This is a genomic window from Bradyrhizobium sp. AUGA SZCCT0283, assembly GCF_018130385.1.
Taxonomy (GTDB): domain Bacteria; phylum Pseudomonadota; class Alphaproteobacteria; order Rhizobiales; family Xanthobacteraceae; genus Bradyrhizobium.
Genome location: NZ_JAFCLU010000007.1, coordinates 222,774 through 245,285, shown reverse-complemented (window position 1 = coordinate 245,285; position 22,512 = coordinate 222,774). Strand labels below are relative to the sequence as shown.

The 22,512-nt window shown below is 63.9% G+C and carries 23 protein-coding genes; 10 read left to right on the top strand and 13 right to left on the bottom strand.

The genetic code is table 11. The features are described 5' to 3' along the window. Positions 1 to 210 precede the first annotated feature (210 nt). Genes JQ624_RS12845 through JQ624_RS12835 form a run of 3 tightly spaced genes read right to left on the bottom strand, consistent with a single transcriptional unit; the run spans position 211 to position 3,130 of the window. Entirely contained in the window at positions 211 to 1,026 is an 816-nt protein-coding gene (locus JQ624_RS12845) for an ABC transporter permease (protein ID WP_212419242.1), read from the bottom strand. Beyond that, the gene (locus JQ624_RS12840) at positions 1,026 to 1,940 is read right to left on the bottom strand and encodes an ABC transporter permease (protein ID WP_212419241.1); all 915 of its coding nucleotides are present in this window, start codon (positions 1,938 to 1,940) and stop codon (positions 1,026 to 1,028) included. Before JQ624_RS12840 ends, JQ624_RS12845 begins: the two co-directional genes overlap by 1 nt. Further along, complete coding sequence (locus JQ624_RS12835; RefSeq protein ID WP_212419240.1) at positions 1,937 to 3,130, bottom strand: ABC transporter ATP-binding protein; 1,194 nt, start codon at positions 3,128 to 3,130, stop codon at positions 1,937 to 1,939. Before JQ624_RS12835 ends, JQ624_RS12840 begins: the two co-directional genes overlap by 4 nt. 172 nt (positions 3,131 to 3,302) lie before the next feature. Here JQ624_RS12835 and JQ624_RS12830 point away from each other — a divergent pair, with 172 nt between their 5' ends. Together JQ624_RS12830 and JQ624_RS12825 are read left to right on the top strand one after the other, a co-directional pair. Next, on the top strand, positions 3,303 to 3,803 hold the full coding sequence (locus JQ624_RS12830) for a heme-binding protein (protein ID WP_212419239.1): 501 nt from the start codon (positions 3,303 to 3,305) through the stop codon (positions 3,801 to 3,803). A 34-nt stretch (positions 3,804 to 3,837) separates the two neighbouring features. Further along, positions 3,838 to 5,160, top strand: coding sequence for a tetratricopeptide repeat protein (locus JQ624_RS12825; RefSeq protein ID WP_249129759.1), 1,323 nt, complete (start codon positions 3,838 to 3,840; stop codon positions 5,158 to 5,160). 17 nt (positions 5,161 to 5,177) lie between these two features. Here JQ624_RS12825 and JQ624_RS12820 read toward each other — a convergent pair whose 3' ends face one another. The 3 genes from JQ624_RS12820 to JQ624_RS12810 form a co-directional block, all read right to left on the bottom strand. Then, on the bottom strand, positions 5,178 to 6,671 hold the full coding sequence (locus JQ624_RS12820) for a glycerol-3-phosphate dehydrogenase (protein ID WP_212419238.1): 1,494 nt from the start codon (positions 6,669 to 6,671) through the stop codon (positions 5,178 to 5,180). A gap of 217 nt (positions 6,672 to 6,888) precedes the next feature. After that, a complete protein-coding gene (locus JQ624_RS12815) occupies positions 6,889 to 8,415 on the bottom strand; it encodes an ABC-F family ATP-binding cassette domain-containing protein (RefSeq protein ID WP_212419237.1) in 1,527 nt (508 codons plus the stop codon). Between the two features lie 409 nt (positions 8,416 to 8,824). Then, positions 8,825 to 11,530 carry an EAL domain-containing protein gene (locus JQ624_RS12810; protein ID WP_212419236.1) on the bottom strand — a complete coding sequence of 902 codons (2,706 nt, stop codon included), beginning with the start codon at positions 11,528 to 11,530 and terminating at the stop codon, positions 8,825 to 8,827. Between the two features lie 258 nt (positions 11,531 to 11,788). On the opposite strand from JQ624_RS12810, the gene JQ624_RS12805 reads away from it, so the two are divergent. Then, positions 11,789 to 12,892, top strand: coding sequence for an NAD(P)/FAD-dependent oxidoreductase (locus JQ624_RS12805; protein WP_212419235.1), 1,104 nt, complete (start codon positions 11,789 to 11,791; stop codon positions 12,890 to 12,892). 77 nt (positions 12,893 to 12,969) lie between these two features. On the opposite strand, the gene JQ624_RS12800 is transcribed toward JQ624_RS12805, so the two are convergent. Further along, complete coding sequence (locus tag JQ624_RS12800) at positions 12,970 to 13,155, bottom strand: YdcH family protein (protein WP_212419234.1); 186 nt, start codon at positions 13,153 to 13,155, stop codon at positions 12,970 to 12,972. Between the two features lie 239 nt (positions 13,156 to 13,394). On the opposite strand from JQ624_RS12800, the gene JQ624_RS12795 reads away from it, so the two are divergent. The 3 genes from JQ624_RS12795 (at position 13,395) to JQ624_RS12785 (ending at position 14,292) form a co-directional block, all read left to right on the top strand. After that, positions 13,395 to 13,601, top strand: coding sequence for a YdcH family protein (locus JQ624_RS12795; protein ID WP_057851906.1), 207 nt, complete (start codon positions 13,395 to 13,397; stop codon positions 13,599 to 13,601). Positions 13,602 to 13,804: 203 nt separating this feature from the next. Further along, complete coding sequence (locus tag JQ624_RS12790) at positions 13,805 to 14,017, top strand: hypothetical protein (RefSeq protein ID WP_212419233.1); 213 nt, start codon at positions 13,805 to 13,807, stop codon at positions 14,015 to 14,017. A gap of 23 nt (positions 14,018 to 14,040) precedes the next feature. Continuing rightward, positions 14,041 to 14,292, top strand: coding sequence for a hypothetical protein (locus JQ624_RS12785; protein WP_212419232.1), 252 nt, complete (start codon positions 14,041 to 14,043; stop codon positions 14,290 to 14,292). On the opposite strand, the gene JQ624_RS12780 is transcribed toward JQ624_RS12785, so the two are convergent. Continuing rightward, positions 14,279 to 15,076, bottom strand: a complete 798-nt coding sequence (locus tag JQ624_RS12780; protein ID WP_212419231.1) for a GGDEF domain-containing protein — start codon at positions 15,074 to 15,076, stop codon at positions 14,279 to 14,281. The genes JQ624_RS12785 and JQ624_RS12780 overlap by 14 nt on opposite strands. A 151-nt stretch (positions 15,077 to 15,227) precedes the next feature. On the opposite strand from JQ624_RS12780, the gene purE reads away from it, so the two are divergent. Then, complete coding sequence (purE, locus tag JQ624_RS12775; RefSeq protein ID WP_212419230.1) at positions 15,228 to 15,716, top strand: 5-(carboxyamino)imidazole ribonucleotide mutase; 489 nt, start codon at positions 15,228 to 15,230, stop codon at positions 15,714 to 15,716. Continuing rightward, positions 15,713 to 16,816 carry a 5-(carboxyamino)imidazole ribonucleotide synthase gene (locus JQ624_RS12770; protein WP_212419229.1) on the top strand — a complete coding sequence of 368 codons (1,104 nt, stop codon included), beginning with the start codon at positions 15,713 to 15,715 and terminating at the stop codon, positions 16,814 to 16,816. Before purE ends, JQ624_RS12770 begins: the two co-directional genes overlap by 4 nt. 14 nt (positions 16,817 to 16,830) lie before the next feature. On the opposite strand, the gene aqpZ is transcribed toward JQ624_RS12770, so the two are convergent. Further along, entirely contained in the window at positions 16,831 to 17,553 is a 723-nt protein-coding gene (gene aqpZ / locus JQ624_RS12765; RefSeq protein ID WP_212419228.1) for an aquaporin Z, read from the bottom strand. A 254-nt stretch (positions 17,554 to 17,807) separates the two neighbouring features. On the opposite strand from aqpZ, the gene rpsU reads away from it, so the two are divergent. After that, a complete protein-coding gene (gene rpsU / locus JQ624_RS12760; protein ID WP_057838472.1) occupies positions 17,808 to 18,113 on the top strand; it encodes a 30S ribosomal protein S21 in 306 nt (101 codons plus the stop codon). A 221-nt stretch (positions 18,114 to 18,334) separates the two neighbouring features. Further along, positions 18,335 to 18,979, top strand: coding sequence for a tetratricopeptide repeat protein (locus JQ624_RS12755; RefSeq protein WP_212419227.1), 645 nt, complete (start codon positions 18,335 to 18,337; stop codon positions 18,977 to 18,979). A gap of 11 nt (positions 18,980 to 18,990) precedes the next feature. Here JQ624_RS12755 and JQ624_RS12750 read toward each other — a convergent pair whose 3' ends face one another. From JQ624_RS12750 to JQ624_RS12735, 4 genes are all read right to left on the bottom strand, one after another. Beyond that, positions 18,991 to 20,046, bottom strand: coding sequence for a hypothetical protein (locus tag JQ624_RS12750; protein ID WP_212419226.1), 1,056 nt, complete (start codon positions 20,044 to 20,046; stop codon positions 18,991 to 18,993). A 194-nt stretch (positions 20,047 to 20,240) separates the two neighbouring features. Further along, positions 20,241 to 20,525 (bottom strand): cupin domain-containing protein, encoded by a 285-nt coding sequence (locus tag JQ624_RS12745; protein ID WP_212419225.1) that lies wholly within the window; start codon positions 20,523 to 20,525, stop codon positions 20,241 to 20,243. A 21-nt stretch (positions 20,526 to 20,546) separates the two neighbouring features. After that, a complete protein-coding gene (locus tag JQ624_RS12740) occupies positions 20,547 to 21,641 on the bottom strand; it encodes a calcium:proton antiporter (protein WP_212419224.1) in 1,095 nt (364 codons plus the stop codon). 54 nt (positions 21,642 to 21,695) lie between these two features. Then, a complete protein-coding gene (locus JQ624_RS12735) occupies positions 21,696 to 22,502 on the bottom strand; it encodes an alpha/beta hydrolase (RefSeq protein WP_212419223.1) in 807 nt (268 codons plus the stop codon). Between the last annotated feature and the right edge of the window lie 10 nt (positions 22,503 to 22,512).

Sequence of the window (22,512 nt, the reverse complement as noted above, 5' to 3'; positions counted from 1 at the left end):
GACGAAGCAGGCGAAAAATTGCGTGAGGCCGACAAGAATTTTCGAAACGACTTCCAAACAAACGCCATCATTTTTGCGTTGCAACGAAAGCGAAGGAGTATGAACTGGCACACGTTCAAATAGAACGGCACCCGCACGATTTCGTGATAGGCGCGTGGCCAGGGCTTCAGAGCCGAGGCGTCAGCGCTTTGCGAAAACAGGCGGCGGCTCTTACAGCGGCGCCGCGCTCTCGCCTTGCGAGCTCGACAGTTTCGAGGCGAGCGAGGCGATCACGATCACCACCGCGATCAGCGCGATCACCATGGTGCAGATCGCGTTGATCTCGGGCTTTACCCCGAGCCGCACTTCGGAATAGATCCGGATCGGCAGCGTCGCCGAGCCTGGACCGGTGGTGAAACTCGCGATCACGACATCGTCGAGCGAGAGCGTGAAGGCCAGCATCCAGCCGGCGGCAATCGCCGGGATGATCAGCGGCAAGGTCACCGAGAGGAACGCCTGCACTGGATCGCAGCCGAGGTCCATCGCAGCCTCCTCGAGACTGCGGTCGAGCGAGGCGAGCCGCGACTGCACCACCACGGTGACGAAGCACATGGTCAGCGTGGTATGGGCGATCGTCACCGTCCAGAAGCCGCGCTCGGCGTTCAGCGCCACGAACAGCAACAATAGAGAAAGCCCCGAGATCACCTCCGGCATCACCAGCGGCGCATAGAGCATGCCGGAAAACAGCGACCGGCCCCTGAAGCGCTCGCCGCGCACCAGCCCCACCGCCGCCAGCGTGCCGAGCAGCGTTGCTGATGTGGCCGATACCGTGGCGACACGAAGGCTCATCCAGGCCGCATCCAGCATGGCGCGGTCGTTGAAGAATTCGTAATACCAGCGCAGCGACCAGCCGCCCCACACCGTGACCAGCCGCGAGGCGTTGAAGGAATAGATGACGAGGATCACGATCGGCAGGTACAGAAACGCCATCCCGAGCGCGAGCGCGGTGATGTTGAACGGCGAGATCTTGCCGACCTTGCGAGCCATCAGTTCGCCCCTCCGAGCTGACGGCGTTGCAGCCGGTCGTAGAGCAACAATGGCGGCACCAGCAGCACCAGCAACGCGACTGCAGCTGCGGCGGCGACCGGCCAGTCCTTGTTGGTGAAAAATTCCAGCCACAGCGTCTGGCCGATCATCATCGAACCGGAGCCGGCGAGCAGATCGGGGATCACGAACTCGCCGACGATCGGGATGAAGCAGAGCAGCGCACCGGCGCCGACCCCTGGCAGGGACAGCGGAAACGTCACCAGCCAGAACGCCCTCCCCGGCGACGCGCCGAGGTCGCTTGCGGCTTCCAGCAGCGATGGATCCATCTTGGCGAGCGTCGCATAGAGCGGCAGGATCATGAATGGCAGATAGGAATAGACGATGCCGATATACATCGCGGTGTCGGTCGAAAGCCACACCACCGGTGTCGAGACCAGATGCAATGCGAGGAGAATTTTGTTGAGCAGCCCGTCATGCTGCAAAATATTGATCCAGGCATAGATGCGGATCAGGAACGAGGTCCAGAACGGCACGATCACCAGCATCATCGCAATCGCCTGCCAGCGTTGCGGCAACCGCGCCATGCCATAGGCGATGGGGTAGCCGATCAACAGCAGGATCAATGTCGAGGTGACCGCGACAACGAGGCTGCGAAGATAGGAACTGATGTAGAGATTGTCCGAGACCAGCAGCCTGAAATTGTCCAGCGAGAGCTCTGCGAAGGCCGCCTTGATCGCCGCCCACCCTTCGGTGAAATCGAACACGGGCACATAGGGCGGCTGCGCGATCGCGGTCTGCGACAGGCTGATCTTCAGCACGAAGCCGAACGGCACCAGGAAGAACAGCACCATCCAGACATAGGGCGCAATCGCCGCATAGCGCGCCGGCTGCGCGAAGATGCGGCGCGTGCTCATCGCTCCAGCACCACACAATCGTCGGGCGTGAACCAGGCCACCACGCGCTGGCCCGCGCTATAGGCGTCCCTGTCCATCCTCGCAGTGTTGGCCATCGACGAGCGCACCACGGCGCCGGAATCGAGCTTGACCTTGTAGACGGTCGAGCCGCCGAGATAGCCGACATCGGTGACAACGCCTTCGAGCCGGTTGATCGCCTGCGAATTGGCCGCGTCCGACGCCGGGCCGCGGCGCGACAGTTTTACCTTCTCGGGGCGGATCGCAACCGTGACGACGGTCTTGGTAACCGGCTGGCGCGGCTCCGCGACCACGATAGCGCCGCCATCCCGGGTCGCAACCGTCAGGCGATGATGCTCGTGCGAGGTGACCTCGCCGTCGAACAGGTTGACGTCGCCGACGAACTCGGCGACCCAGCGCGTGGCGGGCGCCTCGTAAAGGTCGCGCGGGGTCGCGACCTGTTCGAGGCGGCCGGCATCCATCACGCCGATCCGGTTCGCCACCGTCATCGCCTCTTCCTGGTCGTGGGTGACGATGATGAAGGTCATGCCAAGCCGGCGCTGCAGCTCCATCAATTCCAGTTGCGTGCTCTCGCGCAGCTTCTTGTCGAGCGCGGCCAGGGGCTCATCGAGCAACAGAACCTTGGGCCGCCGCGCCAGCGAGCGCGCCAGCGCCACGCGCTGCTTCTGGCCACCGGAAAGCTGATCGGGCTTGCGCTTCTCCATACCCCCGAGCTTGACCAGCGCGATCATCTCGGCGACGCGGCTGTCGATGGTGGCGCGCGGCATGCCAGCGCGCTTCAGCCCGAACGCGATATTGTCCCGGACCGAAAGATGCGGGAACAGCGCGTAGTTCTGGAACATCATGTTGACGGGCCGCTCGTGCGGCAGCACCGGCGCGATGTCGCGGCCACCAAGCAGGATGCGGCCCTCGTCCGGCGTCTCGAAGCCGGCAAGCATCCTTAGCAGCGTGGTCTTGCCGCAGCCGCTCGGGCCCAATAGCGCAAAGAACTCGCCCGCCCCGATGTCGAGCGAGAGCCGGTCCACCGCACGGAAGGTGCCGAACTTTTTGGAGACCCCCTCGATCCGGAGCAGCGGCATGTCGACCGCCACATCGACAGGCGAAACAGGCCCCGCCGGCGCTGCTGCCGCATCGGTTTTCGGCGTATCGATATCAGGCGAATCCCCGGTCATGCCACCTGCCAGCCCCGTCGTGGCTCGCACGCTAGCGGCGGATCGGCATCCGCTCAACCGGCCCGGAACCGGCAGCCACAATATTATGGATGCGGGTCACGGCTCTGGTAAGGTTCGGAATTCGCAGAAAGCCCGCTCTTGCTCGCGGCATGACAGATCGCGGAGGAATATGATGACCGCTCGGATCCTGCTGGCTGCGGCCGCGATTTCTACCCTGCTTGCCGGCATAGCCACCGCACAGGAAGCCCTCGTAACCTACAAATCGCTGAGCCCCGAACTGGCGCTCGATCTGGCGCGCGCGACGCTGGCGGATTGCCAAAAGCGCGGCTTTCAGGTGACGGTCGCCGTCGTCGACCGCTTCGGCGTCACGCAGGTCTTGCTGCGCGACCGCTTTGCAGGCCCTCACACGGTGTCGACCGCTTCAGGCAAGGCTTGGACCGCGGCCAGCTTTCGCACCAGCACGACCGAGCTCAACGCCATCAGCCAACCCGGGATGATGCAGGCCGGAATCCGCCATCTGCCCGGTGCCGTGATCGTCGGCGGCGGAGTGACGGTTGAAGCGGCAGGCACGCTGCTGGGCGCCGTCGGCGTCTCGGGGGCCCCCGGCGGCGACGCGGACGAAGCCTGCGCCAAGGCGGGCATCGACGCCGTCCGCGACAAGCTCGATTTCTAGACGCGAGAATGCCATCGCCTCAAGGACAAGAACAATGAACCGGGACAGATATGACCTCCCGCTGACCACCGCTTCCGATCGCGCCGCGGCGCATTACCGCGATGGCGTCGACTGCATGCTGTCGGCCTGGCACGGCGCCGAGGACGCTTTCGACAAGGCGATCGCGGAAGATCCGGGTTTTGCGCTGGCGCATATTGGCCGCGCGCGGCTGCACCAGCTCAATATGGAAGGCGGCAAGGCGCGCGCCATGGCGGCGCAGGCCCGTGAACTGGCGGCCGGCGCGACCTCACGCGAAAAAAGCCATGTCGAGATCATGGCCGCCGTGATCGAGAGCAAGCCGAAAGTCGCCGTGACCGGCGCCGAGGCGCATCTCGAGGAATATCCGCGTGACGCGCAAGTGCTGTCGATCCTGCTCGGCGCGTTCGGCCTCTACGCGTTCTCTGGCCGTCCCGACCACGATGCCGCCAAGCTCGCGATCTGCGAACGCCACGCGCGGCACTATGGCGAGGACTGGTGGTTTGTCAGTTACCTCGGCTGGTCGCACACCGAAGCGGGAAATCTCTCCACCGGCCGGGCACTGTCCGAGCGCGCGATGGGGCTGCGTTCCGAAAACGCCAACGCCGCGCATGGCCTCTCGCACGCCATGTTCGAGCAGGGCGACATGGCGGTGGGCCGCAAATTTCTCGCGCAATGGATGCCCGCGCATGATCGCAAGAGTTTTCTGCACGGGCATCTTGCCTGGCACGTCGCGCTGACCAACCTCGACGAAGGCGACCTTGATGGTGCGCTTGCGATCTACGAACAGCATATCAAGCCGGCAGGCCGGCCCTATCCGCCGCTGAACATCTTCACCGACGGCGCCTCGCTGTTGTGGCGGTTGTCGCTCGCCGGCCAAGCCGGGCTGGAGCCGCATTGGCGGGATGTTGCGGCCTATGGCGAGACATACTTTCCGCAGGCGGGCGCGCATTTTGCCGACGTTCACTTTGCATTGGCCACTGCAATGATTGGCAGCGATGCGCTGGACACGCGACTGGCCCAACTGGAAGCGCGCGCCGCCGACGGCAAGCTGGTGCCGGGCGGTTGTGCGATCGACCTCTGCCGTGGCATCCGCGCGTTTGCGGAGGGCGATAACGCGGGCGCGGTCCGCCTGCTCGAACCTGCGATTTCCGAACTTGCGCGGATCGGCGGCAGCCACGCCCAGCGTGAATTGTGGGAGGACACGCTGATCGTCGCGTGCCTGCGCGCGGGTCAGGGCGACAAGGCGGCCCGACGCATCGCGGCCCGGCTCGATCGCAGGCCTTCGGCGCGTGACGAGGCATGGTCGCGGGCGGCGCGGGGAACAGCGCCGCGGATTTGAGGGCCCGGCGCGCCGGATTACTTCGCTCCGGCGCAGCTCGTCGCCATGAACTCTGCCATGAACGCCCCCAGCGCCTCGCGATCCGCTGGCGGCATGGTCAGGCCGAGCTTGGTGCGCCGCCACAAAATGTCGTCCGGAAAACGCGCCCATTCCTTACTCATGAGATGGCGCACTTCGGCGCCCGTCAATTCCGGCCCGAACGACGGTCCAAGGTCGCCGCGCTCTCTGGCGTCGCCGAGGATCGCCTTGGCGTCCGACCCGTAGGCGGCGAACAGACGCCTCGCCTGGTCCTCGCCGAGAAACCGCCAGCGTTCGCGTACCTCGTCGACCTCGTTGTCGAAGCGGTCCCACGCAAAATCGCCGCCGGGCAGCGGCGCATTCGCGGTCCAGCGCGCCGACATCGGATAGAACGGCGCAAGCTTCGTGACCGCCCTCTCCGCACGCAGCCGCGAGGTGGTGACGTCGCCGCCGAAAACCGTGATCAGCGGCGCCTTGCCGCGTCCGTAGTCGAGCGTTATCGCCCCGTCGCGCGGCGAAAGCCTGCCTGCGGGATTCCTCACCATGTTGGCGCCGGAAAGCGTGCGCACCACGTCGACCGTCTCGATCCGCTCGCGGAAATAGCGGTTCGCCGCATCGCAGAGATAGGCGACGTCGCCTGCCGCCATCGCGACGATGGCGGGATCGCCCTTGAAGGCATGGCTGGCGGTGCCGATCAGGGTAAAATCGCGCTCATAGGGACTTGCGAAAATCAGCCGTCCGTCACTGTTCTGGAACACATAGACGTTGTCGCTGTCGAACAGGCGGCGGACGACGATCTGGTCCATCTGTACGGCGGCCACCTTCGGCGGCGGCACGCGCAACACCGTCTCGGCGACGGACGGCGTCCAGGCGCCGGTGGCGTTGGCGACCGCCCTGGCCGTGACGATCTGGCGAAAGCCGCGATCTTTCGTCACCAGCCGCCATTCCTTGCCGCGTTCGGCCCGGGTGCAGCGTGCGCCGGTGCGAATCACCGCGCCGCGCGCCGCGGCATCGACGGCGGTGAGGATCACCAGCCGGGAATCGTCGACGACGCAGTCGGAATACTCAAAAGCGGTGCCGAACGGCCGCTTCAGCGCGTTGCCGACGGGATGATGGGTGACATCGACGGTCGCCGAGGCCGGCAGACCGCTGCGCGAGGCCAGCCGGTCGTAGAGCAGGAGCCATGAGCGCAACTGCCAGGCCGGACGTTCGTCGGAATGGGCAGGGATAGCAAACCGCATCGCGCGCACCAGATGCGGCGCGATCCTGAGCCAGACGTCGCGCTCGGCGAGCGCCGAACGGACGCGAAGAAAATGCCGGCGCTCCAGATTAGCCAGATCGCCATGGATCAGCCGCGGCGAGGCCGAGGAGGCGCCCGCACCGAGATCGCCCTGCTCCAGCAGGATGACGCGCAAGCCGCGTCCGGCGGCGTCGCGCGCGATGCTGACGCCGTTCAATCCGCCGCCAATGATCGCGAGATCGTAGTCCGCCATACGCAAGGGCTACAGTAGGGAACGTGCGTTCACTACACTAGGGCATGATGGCCAAAAGAGGATGTCGTTCCCGGAAATGAATCAAGTCCGGGCAAAAACAGCCAGCCGCCTGCTCCAGAGCCTTTTCCGTTCCGATGGAATCGGAACGGGGCTCTAGATTTTTGTTTTGACGCGTTTTCTTGACACGAACCGGTCTCCACTTCGCTGGAAAACGCATCTAACCGGTTGCACCGATCGATGCGAAGAATCGCTCCGGTCCTTCCAGTTCCACCAGCTTCTTCGTTTCGATCAGCCAGAACCGGTTTCCTACCGTTCGCACGAAGTTGCGATCGTGTGAAACCAGCAGGCAGCTTGCCTGATGCTCCAGCAATTCGTCTTCCAGCGCCTCCTGTCCCTCGATATCCAGGTGATTGGTAGGCTCATCGAGCAGATAGAAGTTTGGCTGGGCGAGCCGCAGCAGAAGCATGCCGAGGCGTGCCTTCTGTCCGCCGGAAAGCCGGCCGGTCGGACGGCTTTGCATCGCAACCGACAGGCCGGAGCCGGCGAGCAATGCGCGCGCACGCTGATCACCAACGTCGAAACGGCTGACAATCGTGTGCATCGGCGTGTCGGCATCGGAAAGATCAGCAAGATTCTGTTCACAAACGCCGAGCGCAAGCGACTGCGCGACCTTGATGCCGGCTTGCGTGGCTTCCGGGTTTTCGATCGCCTGACGCAGCATCGCCACAAGCCGGGTCTTGCCGGCCCCGTTCGGCCCCAACAGCACGATCCGATCCCCCTTGCAGATGAACCGCTTGCCGGTCTTGAACAGCAACCTGCCGTCGGGGGTAGCGACGGCGGCATCGTCCAGTGCAATCAGAACCTTGGCATGCGTTCCGCGGTTGGCGAGCTTGATCGTCCCTGCGGATCGTTCCAGGTGGGCGGGCTTTGCCGCTTCTTCCAGCTTCTCGGCCCGCTGCTTCAGTTGCTTCGTCTTCTGCAACAGAAGGTCGCTACCGGAATTGACGCCGATATTGTTGAGCTTTGCAGCATGCTGACGAAGCTGCTCGGCAGCCTTCAGGTCACGTCGGTAGCGCCGTTCATCCGATGCGTCCACCTCGCCCAGCGCGGCGCGAGCCTGCGTATAGGGCAACGAAAATATCTGCGACCGCTCTGGGCGCAAAAATACGGTGCGGTTCGTGGTTGCGTCGAGAAAGGCGCGGTCATGGCTCGATATGACGACCGGCATATCCCGTGGCAGCGCGTTCAGCCACGCTTCAAGCTGACAAATCCTGGCGAGGTCCAGGTGGTTGGTCGGCTCGTCGAGCAACAACACATCGGCCTCGGCCACCACGATGCGGGCAAGCATGGCAAACCGCTGCCAGCCGCCGCTCAGCTGCTTCAGCGGCCTCTGCCGCAGCGCCTCAGGCACATCAAGCGATTCCAGGGCAATTTCGACCCTCCAGCCTTCGCTTGCCCGTCGTTCAACGGGAAGCATGTCGAGCACCGCCGCATGGAGCGGCGTATCCGCTAGCGCGAACGGTACATCCTGCTCCATATAGCCGATGGTCAGCCCGCGCGATCTGGTGATCTCGCCATCGCTTGGCTCCGCCATGCCTGCAATGCAGCGCAGTAACGTGGACTTGCCGCGTCCATTGGCTGCGACGAGCCCGATGCGGTCACCAGCATTGACGGAAAGGTCCAGTCGGGAAAACAGCGGAGCATTCAGCGTCACGCCAAGATTACGAATATTGATAAGGGTCATGGTCGTTCCCTGGTCTTGCCGGCCAACACAACGTCCGGGGCATGCAGCCATCATCGGATGTTCGTGGTGGAGCGCGGCGAGCTACTGAAATGCGGGCGCGAACGATCAGACGTTCGACGTCGCATTGCCACGGGGGCAGACCAGGAAGAGATTTGCGAAAAAGTCTCTGGTCAGCCCTGCAAACGCATTTGCAGGGCGTTGACGGGGCCACGCTGGCGATAGTGCCGGAAAAATGTCGTCACCGCGCAGCCCTCCCTATCTCGAACCAGCTATGTCGCCAAAATATCCGGGCCTGCAAAGGAAGGCAAGCCATGCCCCCGTCTACTCAAACCCGAAAGCCCGAGAGGTCACGCGGCCGATGGCATCATCGGATCAAGCTACCCGGCGCAGGTGACACGGTTTAGCGAAATCAGGCGCTGGCGAGCTTGCGTGCGGTTTCGCCGTCGTTTGCGGCGCTGCGGCCGACCAGCGCGGCGTAGTGCCCGATCGGCTGGGGCTTGCCAAGGAAATAGCCCTGCACCGCGTCGCAGCCCTCGTCCGCGAGGAAGCCGAGTTGCTCCTGGGTCTCGACGCCTTCGGCAACGATCGACATTTCGAGGCCGTGGCCGAGATCGATGACAGCGCGAACGATCGCCGCCGACTGCGGATTGCGTCCGAGATTCATGACGAAGGTGCGGTCGATCTTGATCTTGTCGAACGGGAACGCCTGCAGATAGCTCAGCGAGGAATAGCCGGAACCGAAATCGTCCATCGAGATCCGCACGCCGAGCGCCTTCAGCCGCCTCAATAGCGCAAGACCGCGGTCGAAATCCTCGATCAGCACGCCTTCGGTGATCTCAAGTTCGAGCCGGTCGGGCGCAAGGCCCGTCTCGAGCAGGATCGAATGCACCAGGCTGACCACGTCGCCATGCATGAACTGCGCCGGCGACAGGTTGACAGCGATCTGCATCGGCACCGGCCAGGAGGCGGCCTCCCGGCAGGCTTCGCGCAGGATCCAGACTCCCATCTCGACGATCAGGCCGCTCTCTTCGGCAAGTGGGATAAACTCACCCGGCGACACGAAGCCGCGCACCGGATGCATCCAGCGCGCCAGCGCCTCGAAGCCGATGACCTTGCTGGCGGCAACCGTCGCCCCCGCCACGGCCTGCGGCTGGTAATACAGCGACAACTCGCCGTTCCGGATCGCCATCGAGAGGTCCTGATGCAGCACGCGGCGGTCGCGGATCTGCTGGTCCATCTCGGGCGCGAAGATGCTGATCGAGCCGCGCGACTTCTGCTTGGCGCGGAACAGCGCCGCGCCGGAATTGGCGAGCAGCGAAGCCGCGTCGGAGCCGTGATGCGGAAATACCGAGATGCCGGTGGTGACGCCGGTGCGCACCGACTTGCCGTCGATCACGAATTCATCCGACAGCGTTTGCGCGAGTTTTTCGGCGAGCGCCTTGCCCGCCTCCGGCTGCTTGCCGTCGATGATAAGGCCGAACTCGTCGCCGGACAGCCGGGCCACCACGCCGCCACGGGCGCAGGCCTGGATGCGGCCCGCAACCTCGATCAGGAGCTTGTCGCCCATCGCATGGCCGAACACGTCGTTGATTTCCTTCAGGCCGTCGAGATCGACGCACAGCACGGCAAATTCCTCGTCGGTGCCGGCGCAGGCCTCGATCATCTGCGCCAGCGCCTGCAGGAAGGCGGCGCGGTTCGGCAGATCGGTCAGGCCGTCATGATAGGCCATGTGCGCCATCCGCGATTCGGTCTGGCGGCGGTCGGTGACGTCCTCGTGGGTCTTGATCAGATATTGCGGCTCGCCGGCCTCGTCGAGCACCGTCATGCGGCGGGTCAGGAACAGCCGCAGCCCGTCCTTGGTGGAGATCGGGTGCTCTTCGGTGAGCAGGCCGCGCTTCTTGATCGCGGCCTCGTCGCGCGCGATGATCAGCTTGGCTTCGCGCGGATTGAAGATGTCGGCGGCGGTCAGGCCGGTGGCATCCTCGCGGCGGCGATTGAGAATGGTCTCGGCGCTGCGGTTGGCGAGCAGATACCGCCCGTCGCTGATGCGCTCCACGATCAGCGACACCGGGATGTTGTCCACCACCAGTTCCAGGAACTTCTTGGTGTTTTCGAGCTCGCGCGACAGCGACCGCCGATCGGTGACGTCGTCGAACAGCGCGATCAGGAATTCTGGCTTGTTGTTCTCGTTGCGCGCAACCACACGATTGGAGGAGAGAACGCGCTTGTCGTCGCCCCGTTCGACGACGTATTCGCCGCGATGATAGCCTTCCGGCGCCGTTAGCGCCGCCTGGTCCGCCACCTCGATGCTCTTCGCAGTTTCGGGCCGGAAGATTTCGTCGGCGCGCTTGCCGATGATGTGATCGCGGGAGAAGCGCGAGAATCGCTCGAACGCACGGTTGGCGAAGATATAGCGGCCGTCCTCGATGTTCTTGGCGGCGACGCAGACCGGAACGTGGTCGAGCACCGATTCCAGAAATTTGGTGGTCGATGCCAGTTTGCGCGACAGCTGGCGCTGCTCCGTGCAATCCTCATGCGTGCCGATGGTCCCGCCATTGGGCAGGCGAAAGATCTTGGAAAGCACCGATCGCCCGTCCGGCAGTTCGGTGACGACGCCTTCCGGGCGGCGGGCAAGCTTGCCGAACTCCTCGACGGTGAGATTGACCAGGCCGCGTGCACGGCGCAGTTCGAGCAGTTCGCGGCCGGTCATCGAGCTCGGAATCTCGGCGCGGCTGAGTCCATACATTTCGAGAAAGCGGTCGTTGAAGAAGACCACGCGGTTTTGCGCGTTGGTTATCATCACGCCCTGGTTGAGGGTGTTGAGCGCCGAGCTGATGAATGCGCTGCGCCGCAATTGTGCGCTCTTGGCCCCGCGCAACGCCGTCAATATCCAGATCCCGATCGCTACCAGGAAGGAGACGGCGGCGATCCCCCCGAGCAGGAGCTCCCACACAAGATTGGGATCGTATTCGCCGATATAGCTCGCCGGGGCAAAGCCCGCGGAAGGCGGGGCAGCCCACGCAAGTCCGCACGGCGCAGCAATGGCGAGCAGACAGACGAGGGCCTGCGCCGGAATCGAATTCTTCCGTTCTGCCTGCCGGTTCCTGTCAGCCATTACCCACCCGAGGTTTGCCGGCGGAGTGTCTGGCTTGACGGGTTTGGATCGGGTAAATGACTACCCCTGCAATTCTAAAATGTGACCCAAATTACGGCAATTGGCCTGACATGATTAATGCTTCACTAACGGCACGGCGTTCGCGGCGTATTTCAAGGCAAACCAACGGGTTGTTTGACTGCCCCGGCGGACGAAACGATGATTACCGAGCGTGGCAAGCGCCGATTTCCACGCCAGATTCTCAGGTCCGAAGCTGACATGGACAAGGTCGATTGCGTCGTCGTCGGAGCGGGGGTGATCGGGCTCGCGGTCGCACGACGGCTGGCCCAGACGGGCCGCGAAGTGATCGTGCTCGAGGCCACTGAGGGCATCGGCACCGTCACCTCCTCCCGCAACAGCGAGGTGATCCACGCCGGCATCTATTACCGCGCCGGCAGCCTGATGGCGCAGATGTGCGTGAGCGGCAAGCGCGCGCTCTACCAATATTGCCGCGACCACGGCATTCCCCATCGCAATTGCGGCAAGCTGATCGTGGCGACGACACCAAGCGAAACCGAAAAACTGCAGTCGATCCGGGCGCATGCCGAAGCCAATGGCGTCGACGATCTGCAGTTGCTGACGGGCGAGGCGGCACGCGCGCTGGAGCCGGCGCTCAACTGCAATGCGGCCCTGCTCTCGCCGTCCACCGGCATCATCGACAGCCACGCTTACATGCTGGCGCTGCGGGGCGACGCGGAAGAAGCCGGCGCGGCCTATGCGTTCCACACGCCGCTGTTGTGCGCCCGGATCGGCGCCGGCCGGATCGAAATCGAAGCTGGCGGCGACGCGCCGATGACGCTTGCCTGCAACCTGCTCGTCAACGCGGCGGGGCTGGGCGCGCCCGCATTGGCGCGCAGCATCGAAGGCATGCCGATCGGGCTGATCCCCTGCGCCTATCTGGCCAAGGGCAATTATTTCAGCTGCAGCGCGCGGGCCCCGTTTTCACACCTGATTTATCCGGTGCCGGAGCCCGGCGGGTTGGGCGTGCACTTGACACTGGACATGGCGGGACAGGCCCGTTTCGGCCCCGACGTGGAATGGATCGAGAGCATCGACTATGCGGTGGACCCGGCCCGCGCCGAGCGTTTTTATCCCGCGATCCGGCGCTACTGGCCGACGCTACCGGACGGCGCGCTGATGCCGAGCTATTCCGGAATCCGGCCGAAAATCGTGCCGCCGGCCGTCGCTACGCAGGATTTTCTGATCCAGGGCCCAGCCGATCACGGCGTCGCCGGGCTGATCAATCTGTTCGGTATCGAATCGCCGGGACTGACGTCATCGCTCGCGATCGCCGATCATGTCGGCGCGCTGGTGGAGCTTTGACAAAAGCCACGTGCGGGCGGATGAGCGCATCGGCACCCACCCGGCCGTGTGGTGACTTTCGATACTTTGCTGGACTGTTAGTGGAGAGTTTCGCTGGCGGTATGCTTCAACCGCTCGATCTCATCCTTGACCATCAACTTGCGGCGCTTCAACTCGACAATTTGCAGGTCGTCTGTGGAAAGGTGCACGAGCGCTTCGTGCAATTCATTCTCGAGAATCTTGTGTTTACGTTCAAGTTCAACAAGATGCGCCTGTATTGCCATACGAAATCTCCTCGGTGGTTGAACCTCAGATTCGATCCGGACGCGTGAGTGTACACCAGCCGACGAATCTGTCGATGGGTATCCAGAATCGCGCCTTGTCATATTTTCGGATTTATCTGTAACCAATCGTGAGTATGGGAACCCGGTCAGCTTGCGGACCGGCCTCGCAGGGACGATATTCACTGCCAGCCTAGGACAATCCGTTCGCAACCTCTTCGCGCTTTCAGCTAACGTACACCATGACCGACGATGATGAGCGCGAGCTTGAGAACGAGCTCGCCCGCCTGCAGCAGGAGCATCGCGATCTCGATGCGGCGATCGACGCGTTGCATCAGTCGCCAGCGCCGGACCTGTTGCGGCTGCAGCGGCTGAAGAAACGCAAATTGCAATTGCGCGACCGCATCGCCTTCATCGAAGACCAGATCACGCCTGATATCATCGCCTGATCGTTGCGCTCGCCTCGTTCGGTTCACCAAAACCGTACGCGTTCCGGCAGATCCTTTTCCCCGACATCCACACAGCCCGGCGCCGCGAAGATCTTGCCGGGCGGTTGTCCAAAAAAAACAGCTTACCGGTTGGCGGATGCGGCTTGACTCCACGAGAACAAAAAGAGAACATATCCTCCGCCGCCAGCCTCGGGAGTTCCGCCATGTCCGTCACATCGCCCCTGTCCGACAACAGCCGCTACGAGCAGGCCTGCGATCAGGCCATCGCGATGTGCGACGGCAATCTGCGCTCGACCATCAAGGCGCTGATCATGGCGAACGAGTATCTGGAAACCGAACTGGAGGAATTGCAGGCGGCAATCGCCGCCGGCTGCGTGCCGGCGAGAACCTCCCATGCGGAGAGCGACGCTGCCTGATCAATCAAACCCGGAGCGAACCAATGGCCGATGTCACGTATTACGTCGCAATGCCATTCCTGCAGGACGATAGCGGTACGCCGATGGCGGGAGCCGCGGAAGAATGCCAGAGCCCGACGACCGCGTTGCGGCGCGCCGAGACGATGTCGCGGATGGCCGGCAGTATCGGCGCCGTTGCGTTCAGCCGCAGCGGCGATCCCATGATGGGTGAATTCGGCGACGCGAAACTGCTGCGCAAGTTCGGCAACGTGCCGGATGATCTCAGCGGGTTGTAGCGATCGCTGATCGAAGATTCGTTGGATGGGCAAAGCGCAAGCGTGCCCACCACCTTCTTCGACGCTTGTCTGATGGTGGGCACGGCGCGAAGCGCGCCTTAGAATTCGCCTCATGCCGCCGCAGCGCCTTGCGCACATACATGGCGCTGTCGGCCGCTTCCAGCGCGCGGCCCGCTTCTGAGTGGGTATCGAGAACGGAGACGCCTGCGGAGGCCCCCGCGGTAATGGTGCGGCCATCGAACTCGAAGGTGAGGCGATCGATCGCTTCCTCCAGCGCGGCCGCCTTGGCCCGGGCATCGGTCTCGCTGAGATTCCACAACAGCAGCGCGAACTCGTCGCCGCCGAGCCGGCCGACCACGTCGGAAGCGCGCACCTGCGCGAGCAGCGTCGTGACGATGGCCTTGAGCACCTGATCGCCTGCGGCGTGTCCGAAGGCGTCGTTGATCGGCTTTAAGCGATCGACGTCGAGCACGACCAGGGCGCCGCCGGCGCGATAGCGTTTGATGTAGGCAATCGCGCGATTGAGCTCGCGCTCGAAGCCACGCCGGTTCGGAATGCCCAGCAGGAAGTCGGTATCGGCGGAGGCCTGAAGTTCCTCGATCTGCGCCTGCGTCCGGGCCAGTTGCGCCTTCAGCCGGCGAATCGTCGCCTTGGTGCCGTTGGACACGGCCGGCGGCCGGGATCCCGGCGTGGATGACCGCCGCGGTGCGGTTTTTCGCCCGGAAGCCGCGCTTTTGGGGCGTTTTCCGGCCCTGGAGGCGGTCGCCCTGGTTTTCTTCGTCATGGCCTTCCCTGTGCAGGCTCGCTTATCAAGGCTTGCCGGGATTCACCAAGACAGGATAGTCCATTCCTAATCCCTTGCCACGCCTTGGATGAGCCCCGGGCCGACCCTATAATCGGCCTATGTTTCTGGATTCCCGAACAGAATTGACGAGATGACCGCACCCATCGCCATCATCATGGGCAGCCAGTCCGACTGGGAGACCATGCGCCACGCCGCCGAGACGCTGGTGGCGCTCGGGATCGATTGCGAAAAGCGCATCGTCTCGGCCCATCGGACCCCGGACCGGCTGTTCGCCTTTGCCAAGGGCGCCAAGGCCGCAGGCTTCAAGGTCATCATCGCCGGCGCCGGCGGGGCAGCCCATCTGCCGGGCATGGCGGCGGCGTTGACGGAACTCCCCGTCTTCGGCGTTCCCGTCGAATCCAAGGCGCTGTCGGGGGTCGATTCGCTGTACTCGATCGTGCAGATGCCGGCCGGCGTTCCCGTCGGCACGCTGGCGATCGGAAAGGCCGGCGCCATCAACGCCGCGCTGCTCGCGGCAAGCGTGCTCGCGCTGAATGATGCGGCGCTGGCGACGCGATTGGCCGTCTGGCGCAAGCAGCAGACGGACGCGGTCAAGGAGCGCCCGGAGGGATCGGCGTGACGGCTTCAGGCAAGGTGAAGCTGAAGCCGGGCGACACCATCGGAATTCTCGGCGGCGGACAATTGGGCCGGATGCTGGCGATGGCGGCGGCGCGCCTTGGCCTCAGATGCCAGGTGTTTTCACCGGACCCGGACTCGCCCGCCTTCGACGTGGTGCTGAACGCAACCTGCGCCGAATATGCCGACGTCGAGGCGCTGGAGTTGTTCGCCAACGATGTCGACGTCATCACCTATGAATTCGAGAACGTGCCGGCCGCCACCGCCATGGTGCTGGCCGCGCGGCGTCCCGTGTTGCCGGCGCAGAAGATCCTCGAGACCACGCAGGACCGGCTGATCGAAAAGGATTTCGTCAAACGGCTGGGCATCGGCACCGCGGACTATGCCGACGTGTCGTCGGTTGAAACCCTGCACGCGGCGATCGCGCGCATCGGCCTTCCCGCCGTGATCAAGACCCGCCGCTTCGGCTATGACGGCAAGGGCCAGGCGATCATCCGCGAGGGCGACGATCCCGCTCAAGTCTGGGAAGACCTCGGCACCAAATCCGCGATCCTCGAAGCCTTCGTTCCCTTCGAGCGCGAGATCTCCGTGATCGCCGCGCGCTCGTCGGACGGCGAGGTCGAATGCTACGACGTCACCGAAAACGAACACCGCGATCACATCCTGAAGATCTCGCGCGCGCCGGCCGCGATATCGGATGCGCTGGCCGCCGACGCGCGCGCCGTCGCCGAGAAGATCGCCAACGCCCTGGATTATGTCGGCGTGCTCGCAGTCGAGTTGTTCGTCGTTGCCGGAAACGGCGGACCGCATGTGCTGGTCAACGAGATTGCGCCGCGGGTACATAATTCCGGGCACTGGACGCTGGACGGCGCCTCGATCTCGCAGTTCGAGCAGCACATAAGGGCGATCGCCGGCTGGCCGCTCGGCAAGCCGGTTCGCCACGGCGAGGTCACCATGACCAACCTGATCGGCGACGATATCCTCGACTACGAGCAATGGCTGACGGTGCCCGGCGCCACCGTTCATCTCTACGGCAAGGGCGCGCCGCGGCCGGGCCGCAAGATGGGCCACGTCACCGAAGTGGCCCCGGCAAGCAAGAAATAACGCGTTTTTTCAGATCAGGCCGTCTTCAGACCTTCCACGACGCCGGCCGGCTCCTCGCTGAGCCAGCGATAGATCGCGCCGCCGAGCGCCCCGCCGATCAGCGGCGCAACCCAGAACAGCCAGAGCTGCGCCAGCGCCCAGCCGCCGACGAACAGCGCCGGCCCGGTGCTGCGCGCGGGATTCACCGACGTGTTGGTGACGGGAATGCTGACGAGATGGATCATCACCAGCGCCAATCCGATGGCGAGCGGCGCAAAGCCCGCAGGCGCCTTGCCGTGCGTGGCGCCCATGATGATGAACAGGAACATCATCGTCATCACCACTTCGGTGATGAAGCAGACCATCATGCTGTACTGCCCGGGCGAATGCGCATCATAGCCGTTGGAGGCAAAGCCCTTGGCCAGATCAAAGCCGGGCGCGCCGCTTGCGATCACATAAAGCAGCGCCGCGGCAACGACCGCGCCGATCACCTGCGCGATCACGTAAGGCAGAATCTGCGACGCTGGAAAGCGCCCACCCGCGGCGAGACCGACCGTTACCGCGGGATTGAGATGGCAGCCGGAGATGTGGCCGATCGCATAGGCCATGGTCACGACGCTCAGGCCGAACGCCAGGGACACGCCGACCAGGCCGATACCGACCTGAGGGAAGCCGGCGGCGATGACCGCGCTGCCGCATCCCGCAAAAGTGAGCCAAAACGTGCCGATCGCTTCAGCGGTATATTTTTTGGTGTTCATTACTCGCCTCCCGCATGTTTTGCGTTGCTGGATGCTAGGGAGGCGCCGTGAAGGGCTCGTTATTTGAGAAAATCGAGCCCGTATCGGCGAATCCCGCGCATTTTCGTGGCGCTCCCGGGCCAAAAACCGCCTTCTCAGGTGGACATCTGCGGTTTTGTCTGCTACATGCCCGCGCTCAGGGTTAAGGGCCAGGCCTTTCGCCGGCCCTTCACTTTACCAGAATTCCTATCCGATCAATTGAAAGAGGATGCCGCGTGCAGGTTCTCGTCCGCGATAACAATGTCGATCAAGCCCTCAAGGCGCTGAAGAAGAAGATGCAGCGCGAGGGAATTTTCCGCGAGATGAAGCTCCGCGGGCACTACGAAAAGCCCTCCGAGAAGAAGGCCCGTGAAAAGGCCGAGGCGGTGCGCCGCGCGCGCAAGCTGGCCCGCAAGAAGCTGCAGCGCGAAGGCCTGCTGCCGATGAAGCCGAAGCCGGTGTTCGGCGCCGGTCCCGGTGGCGACCGTGGTGGCGCTGGCGGCCGTGGTGGCCCGGGCGCAGGTCCGCGCGGACCGCGCTGAGCGTGTTCTAAAAAGATTTGAGTTGAAAACGCGGGCCTCGGGCCCGCGTTTTTGTTTTCGCCATCGCAGATCCGGCAGTATCGAATCATCGGCGCTGGTGCGCGCGGCGTGCTCGATCACTCGCATCTCCTTCGCCGGACGTTGCGGCTATTTTGACCGATGCATTTTGCGGTCCATCGGGTTACCTATGCCGTATTGGACAAGCGAGAGTATTCCGCTGCATGGCCGTTACGGATTGCAATGCCCTTCCCTGCGCTTCACGCTTCACGGCCGTACCCATCGCGCTGCTCGCGATCATTCTCACCGTTCCTCTCGGCGGCTGTTCGTTCGACTTGGGATCGTGGGGATCGGACAAGGAGAAGCCGCAGGCCGTCGAGCAGAAGCCGACCGGCACGGTCAGCGGACAAAGCGCCAGCGACGCCCAGGGCTACGCTGCGCGCGGCCAGGCGCTCGCCAAATCCGGCAAGACCGAAGCAGCGCTCGCGGAATTCGACCGCGCGCTCGTACTCGATCCCTACAACGTGCAGGCGCTGTACGGCCGCGGGCTGATCTATCAGGCCGACAAGCAGCATGAGCAGGCGATCGCGGATTTCACCGCAGCCAATGGCCTGACACCGCAACGGGTCGAGCCGCTGCTAGCGCGTGCAACCAGCTACCTCGCCATCGACAAGACAAAGGAAGCCGCTTCCGATCTCGACGAGGCGGTGCAGGCCGATCCCAACAGCGCGCAAGCCTGGTCGGCTCGCGGCGTCACCTATGAACGTCTAGGCGACAAGGCCAAGGCGTTCACCTCGTACGGCCGTGCGCTCGCGCTCCGCCCCAGGGACGAAGCCGCGCGAAGCGGCCTCGCACGCACCGGCGGCTAGCTTCTCCAGAATTATTTCGGCAGGACCGCGTGGAAGATCGACTTGGCGGTCGACAGCGCGTCCTCCGCGGCCGCCGTGGCGCGTTCGCGCACGGAGGGCTCGGCCACTTCGGCACGCAGATCAAGCGGGCGCGAGAGCGGAATCTCGGCGGGCGGGGTTGGTCGGTTCGGGTCGACGGCCTCGGCATAAGGCGGCCGTGGCTGCGACGGAGCCTGACCATGGGGTTCGCCGGCCGGCGAGCCCGAGACCATGATCGGCGGCGGCAGCGGACGAAGCGCAGGCGCATTCACGGCGGCAGGCGCATTGGCAACCGCGGGTGCATTCGCGACGATGGGCGCATTTGCCACCGCAGGCGCATTCGCGACCGCAGGTGCATTCGCAACCCTCGGCGCCTCGTGAGCGCGGGCCGTCTCAGACGCGCGGGGAGCCGTTTCGCCGTTGGCGCGCAGGCGTTCGATCGCGGCGCGCGCCAGATCATTGGCATCGCGCCGCTCATCCGGCGCAACCGCAGCCTCGACCGGGGCGGCTGGTGCGGCTGCCACAACCGAAGCCGCCGGTGAATTCACGGGCTGCACGGGCGACGGCAGTATGACCCTGATCTTTTCCTTTTCGCGCGGCGCTGCTGCATGGCGGCGCTGGTCGGAGGCCTCGGCCGGGCTTTCGGCCGATTTCACGTCGGACTTGGCATCGAGCGACTTGGTATCGGCTTTGGCGTCAGCTTTTGCTTCTTTGGCGTCGGCCTTTGCTTCGGTCTTCTCCTGAGACTTTTCGACCACCGCCGGCCGTTCGGCAGCGGTCTTCTCCATGATGGCCTTTTCGGAGATTCCCCTCGCCTTGACGCCGGCGGCCGGGAGATTGCTGACACTGGCCGTAGTCTCAGCGGGCTTGGCATCGGATTTGGCTTCAGCCTTGCCTTCCCCCTTGGGATTGGCAGTCGACGCCGCAGCGGCAGGGGCGTCCGCGCTGGGCTTGCTCACGATGTAGTGGTTGACGATGTACGCCCCGATGACCGTCGCGGCCACCGAGGGGAAGATGTCCACCGCAAATTTCTTCAGGTAATTCAGCATTCCGGCCACTCCCCGCGGTCCGTCAATTGCCGGAACTTTGAGGCACATTGAGGGATCAACTGCGACGGATCGGTGGCAATTCAGCAGTTCCCGTGCAGGCCGGGCGACACCAGCTCGGTCGGTTAAAAATTGCCTAACTATTCCGGTGCCATAGGGCGAAGCCCGGAAACAGCCCGGAACCCGAGGCCAGGTGGTCAGGGCTTCAGTTCGACCTCCAGAAACACGATCTCGGCTGCCGTCTCGTTGAGCACGTCGTGCTGGACGCCGGCTTTCCGGAAATAGGATTTGCCGGCCCCGAGCTGCGCCTTGGTGCGTTCGCCGTTCGGCGCGACGATGGTCATCTCGCCGGAGGTCACCGGCACGATCACGTAATCCATCTCGTGGGTGTGATGGCCGGTAGCGCTGCCCGGCGGCAGCCGCCACTCGGTGACGCGGACTTCTGATGTATCGACCTGAATATCGGATTTGGCGGCAAGCATATCGGGTTCACTCCGGGGGAATTACGGCACGAATACCATGAACAGGAACACGGCGAACACCAGCATATGCACGAGCCCGAACAGGATGTTGGTGCGGCCGGTGCCGAAGGTGAGCATGCTGATAACGAAGGTCAGCACCAAGAGCACCATCTCCGGCGCATTGAGCCCGAGCACCAACTGCTTGTCGAGCGTATGGGCGACCACCGCGACCGCCGGCACCGTCAGCCCGATCGTGGCGAGCGACGAGCCGAGCGCGAGATTGATGCTTTTCTGCAGGTCGTTCCTGCGCGCGGCGCCGACCGCCGCAACGCTCTCCGGCAGCAGGATCAACAGCGCCACGATCACGCCGGCAAAGGCCGGCGGCGCCACGATCATTGCAGTCACGGTATCGACGGTCGCCGAAAATTTCTTGGCCAGCAGCACCACCGCCAGCAGGGACACAAGCAACAGCGCGATGCTGAGGGCCAGCATCCGGTTGGACAGTCGGGATTCGGCCGGCTCGCCTTCGGCCTGGTTGATGAAATAATCACGATGCCGGATGGTCTGGGTATAGAGAAACACGGCATAGAGAACGAGGGTGACGATGCTGACGAAGCCGAGCTGGGCCGCCGAATAGATCGGCCCCGGCGCCGTCAGCGTATAGTTCGGCATGATCAGCGTGATGGTCGCCAGCACGAACAGCACGCTGAGATAAAGGTTCGAACCCGAGACCTGAAAATCCTGCTCGCGGTAGCGCAGACCGCCAATGAAGATGCAGAGGCCGACGAGGCCGTTGCACACGATCATCACCACCGCAAACACGGTGTCACGCGCCAACGCGGGCTGCGGCTTGTCGCCGAGCATGATGGTGGCGATCAGCGCGACCTCGATGATGGTGACCGCAAGTGTCAACAGCAGCGTGCCGTAGGGCTCGCCGATTCGCTCGGCGATCACCTCGGCATGATGCACGGCTGCAAACACGGTGCCGAACAGAATCGACAGCAGCACCGCCGCGAATAAAACACCGCCAACTGACGGCGTAAAGTTGAGCCCGAGGCCGGTGGCCACCGCAAACAGCAGCACCGCCAGCGCCGGGAACATCCAGGCCGATCGCGGCATTGGTCCGTGTGCGCTCATGCGATCAGGTCCCAACAGGTTCGTGGGCGCAAGATGCGCCCATCAAGGTAGCCATCACCCCCTTGCAAGGTTGATGAAATTTCGCGCGATTTCAATCGCGCCGAAATTGTCCAGATCGTTATGACCGCCGCGGGCAAGGCGGACAAACCGCTTCGGCTCATTCGCCATCGCAAACAACCGTTCGCCAAACCTAACAGGTATCGTGGGATCGAGCGCGCCATGCATCATGAGCAGCGGAACCCTGATCCGCGCGATCTGCGCGTCGGAACGGAACTGGTCCTGCATAAATAGACGCACTGGCGCGAACCAGAATGCCGACGCGGCGACATCGGCGATCGAGGTATAGGGAGCTTCCAGGATCAACCTCCCGATCCGCTGCTCCGCTGCAAGCGCCACCGCAACGCCGGTGCCGAGCGAGAAGCCCCAGACGACGATGTTGTCCGCGCGATAGCGAGCAGCCGTAAAGGCATAGGCCGCCGCGGCATCCTGCAGCAATCCGTGCTCGCTCGGTTGACCGGTTGAGCCCGCATAGCCGCGATAGGACAATGCGATGACCCCGGTCCCGTCGGCGATGATGCTGCGAAAGCGGCCGAAGAAGCCGGCGAGATAATCGCCATTGCCGTGGAAATAAAGGACGACCGGACGGCCCGGCCTGGCCGGAACGTGCCAGACGATGACCTGCTCACCGTCCGCCGTGGTCAGGATATGTTCTTCCGCTTCCGGAAAGCCCGCTGCTTGTGGCGCCGTGCGCGCACTCGTCGGAGCTGGAAACAGGACGGCGCGCTGCGCGAAGAACAATGCGAGCAGTCCGCAGACATAACCGGCCGAAACGACGATCAGGACCCATTTCAGGGCGGTCATGATTTCCTGC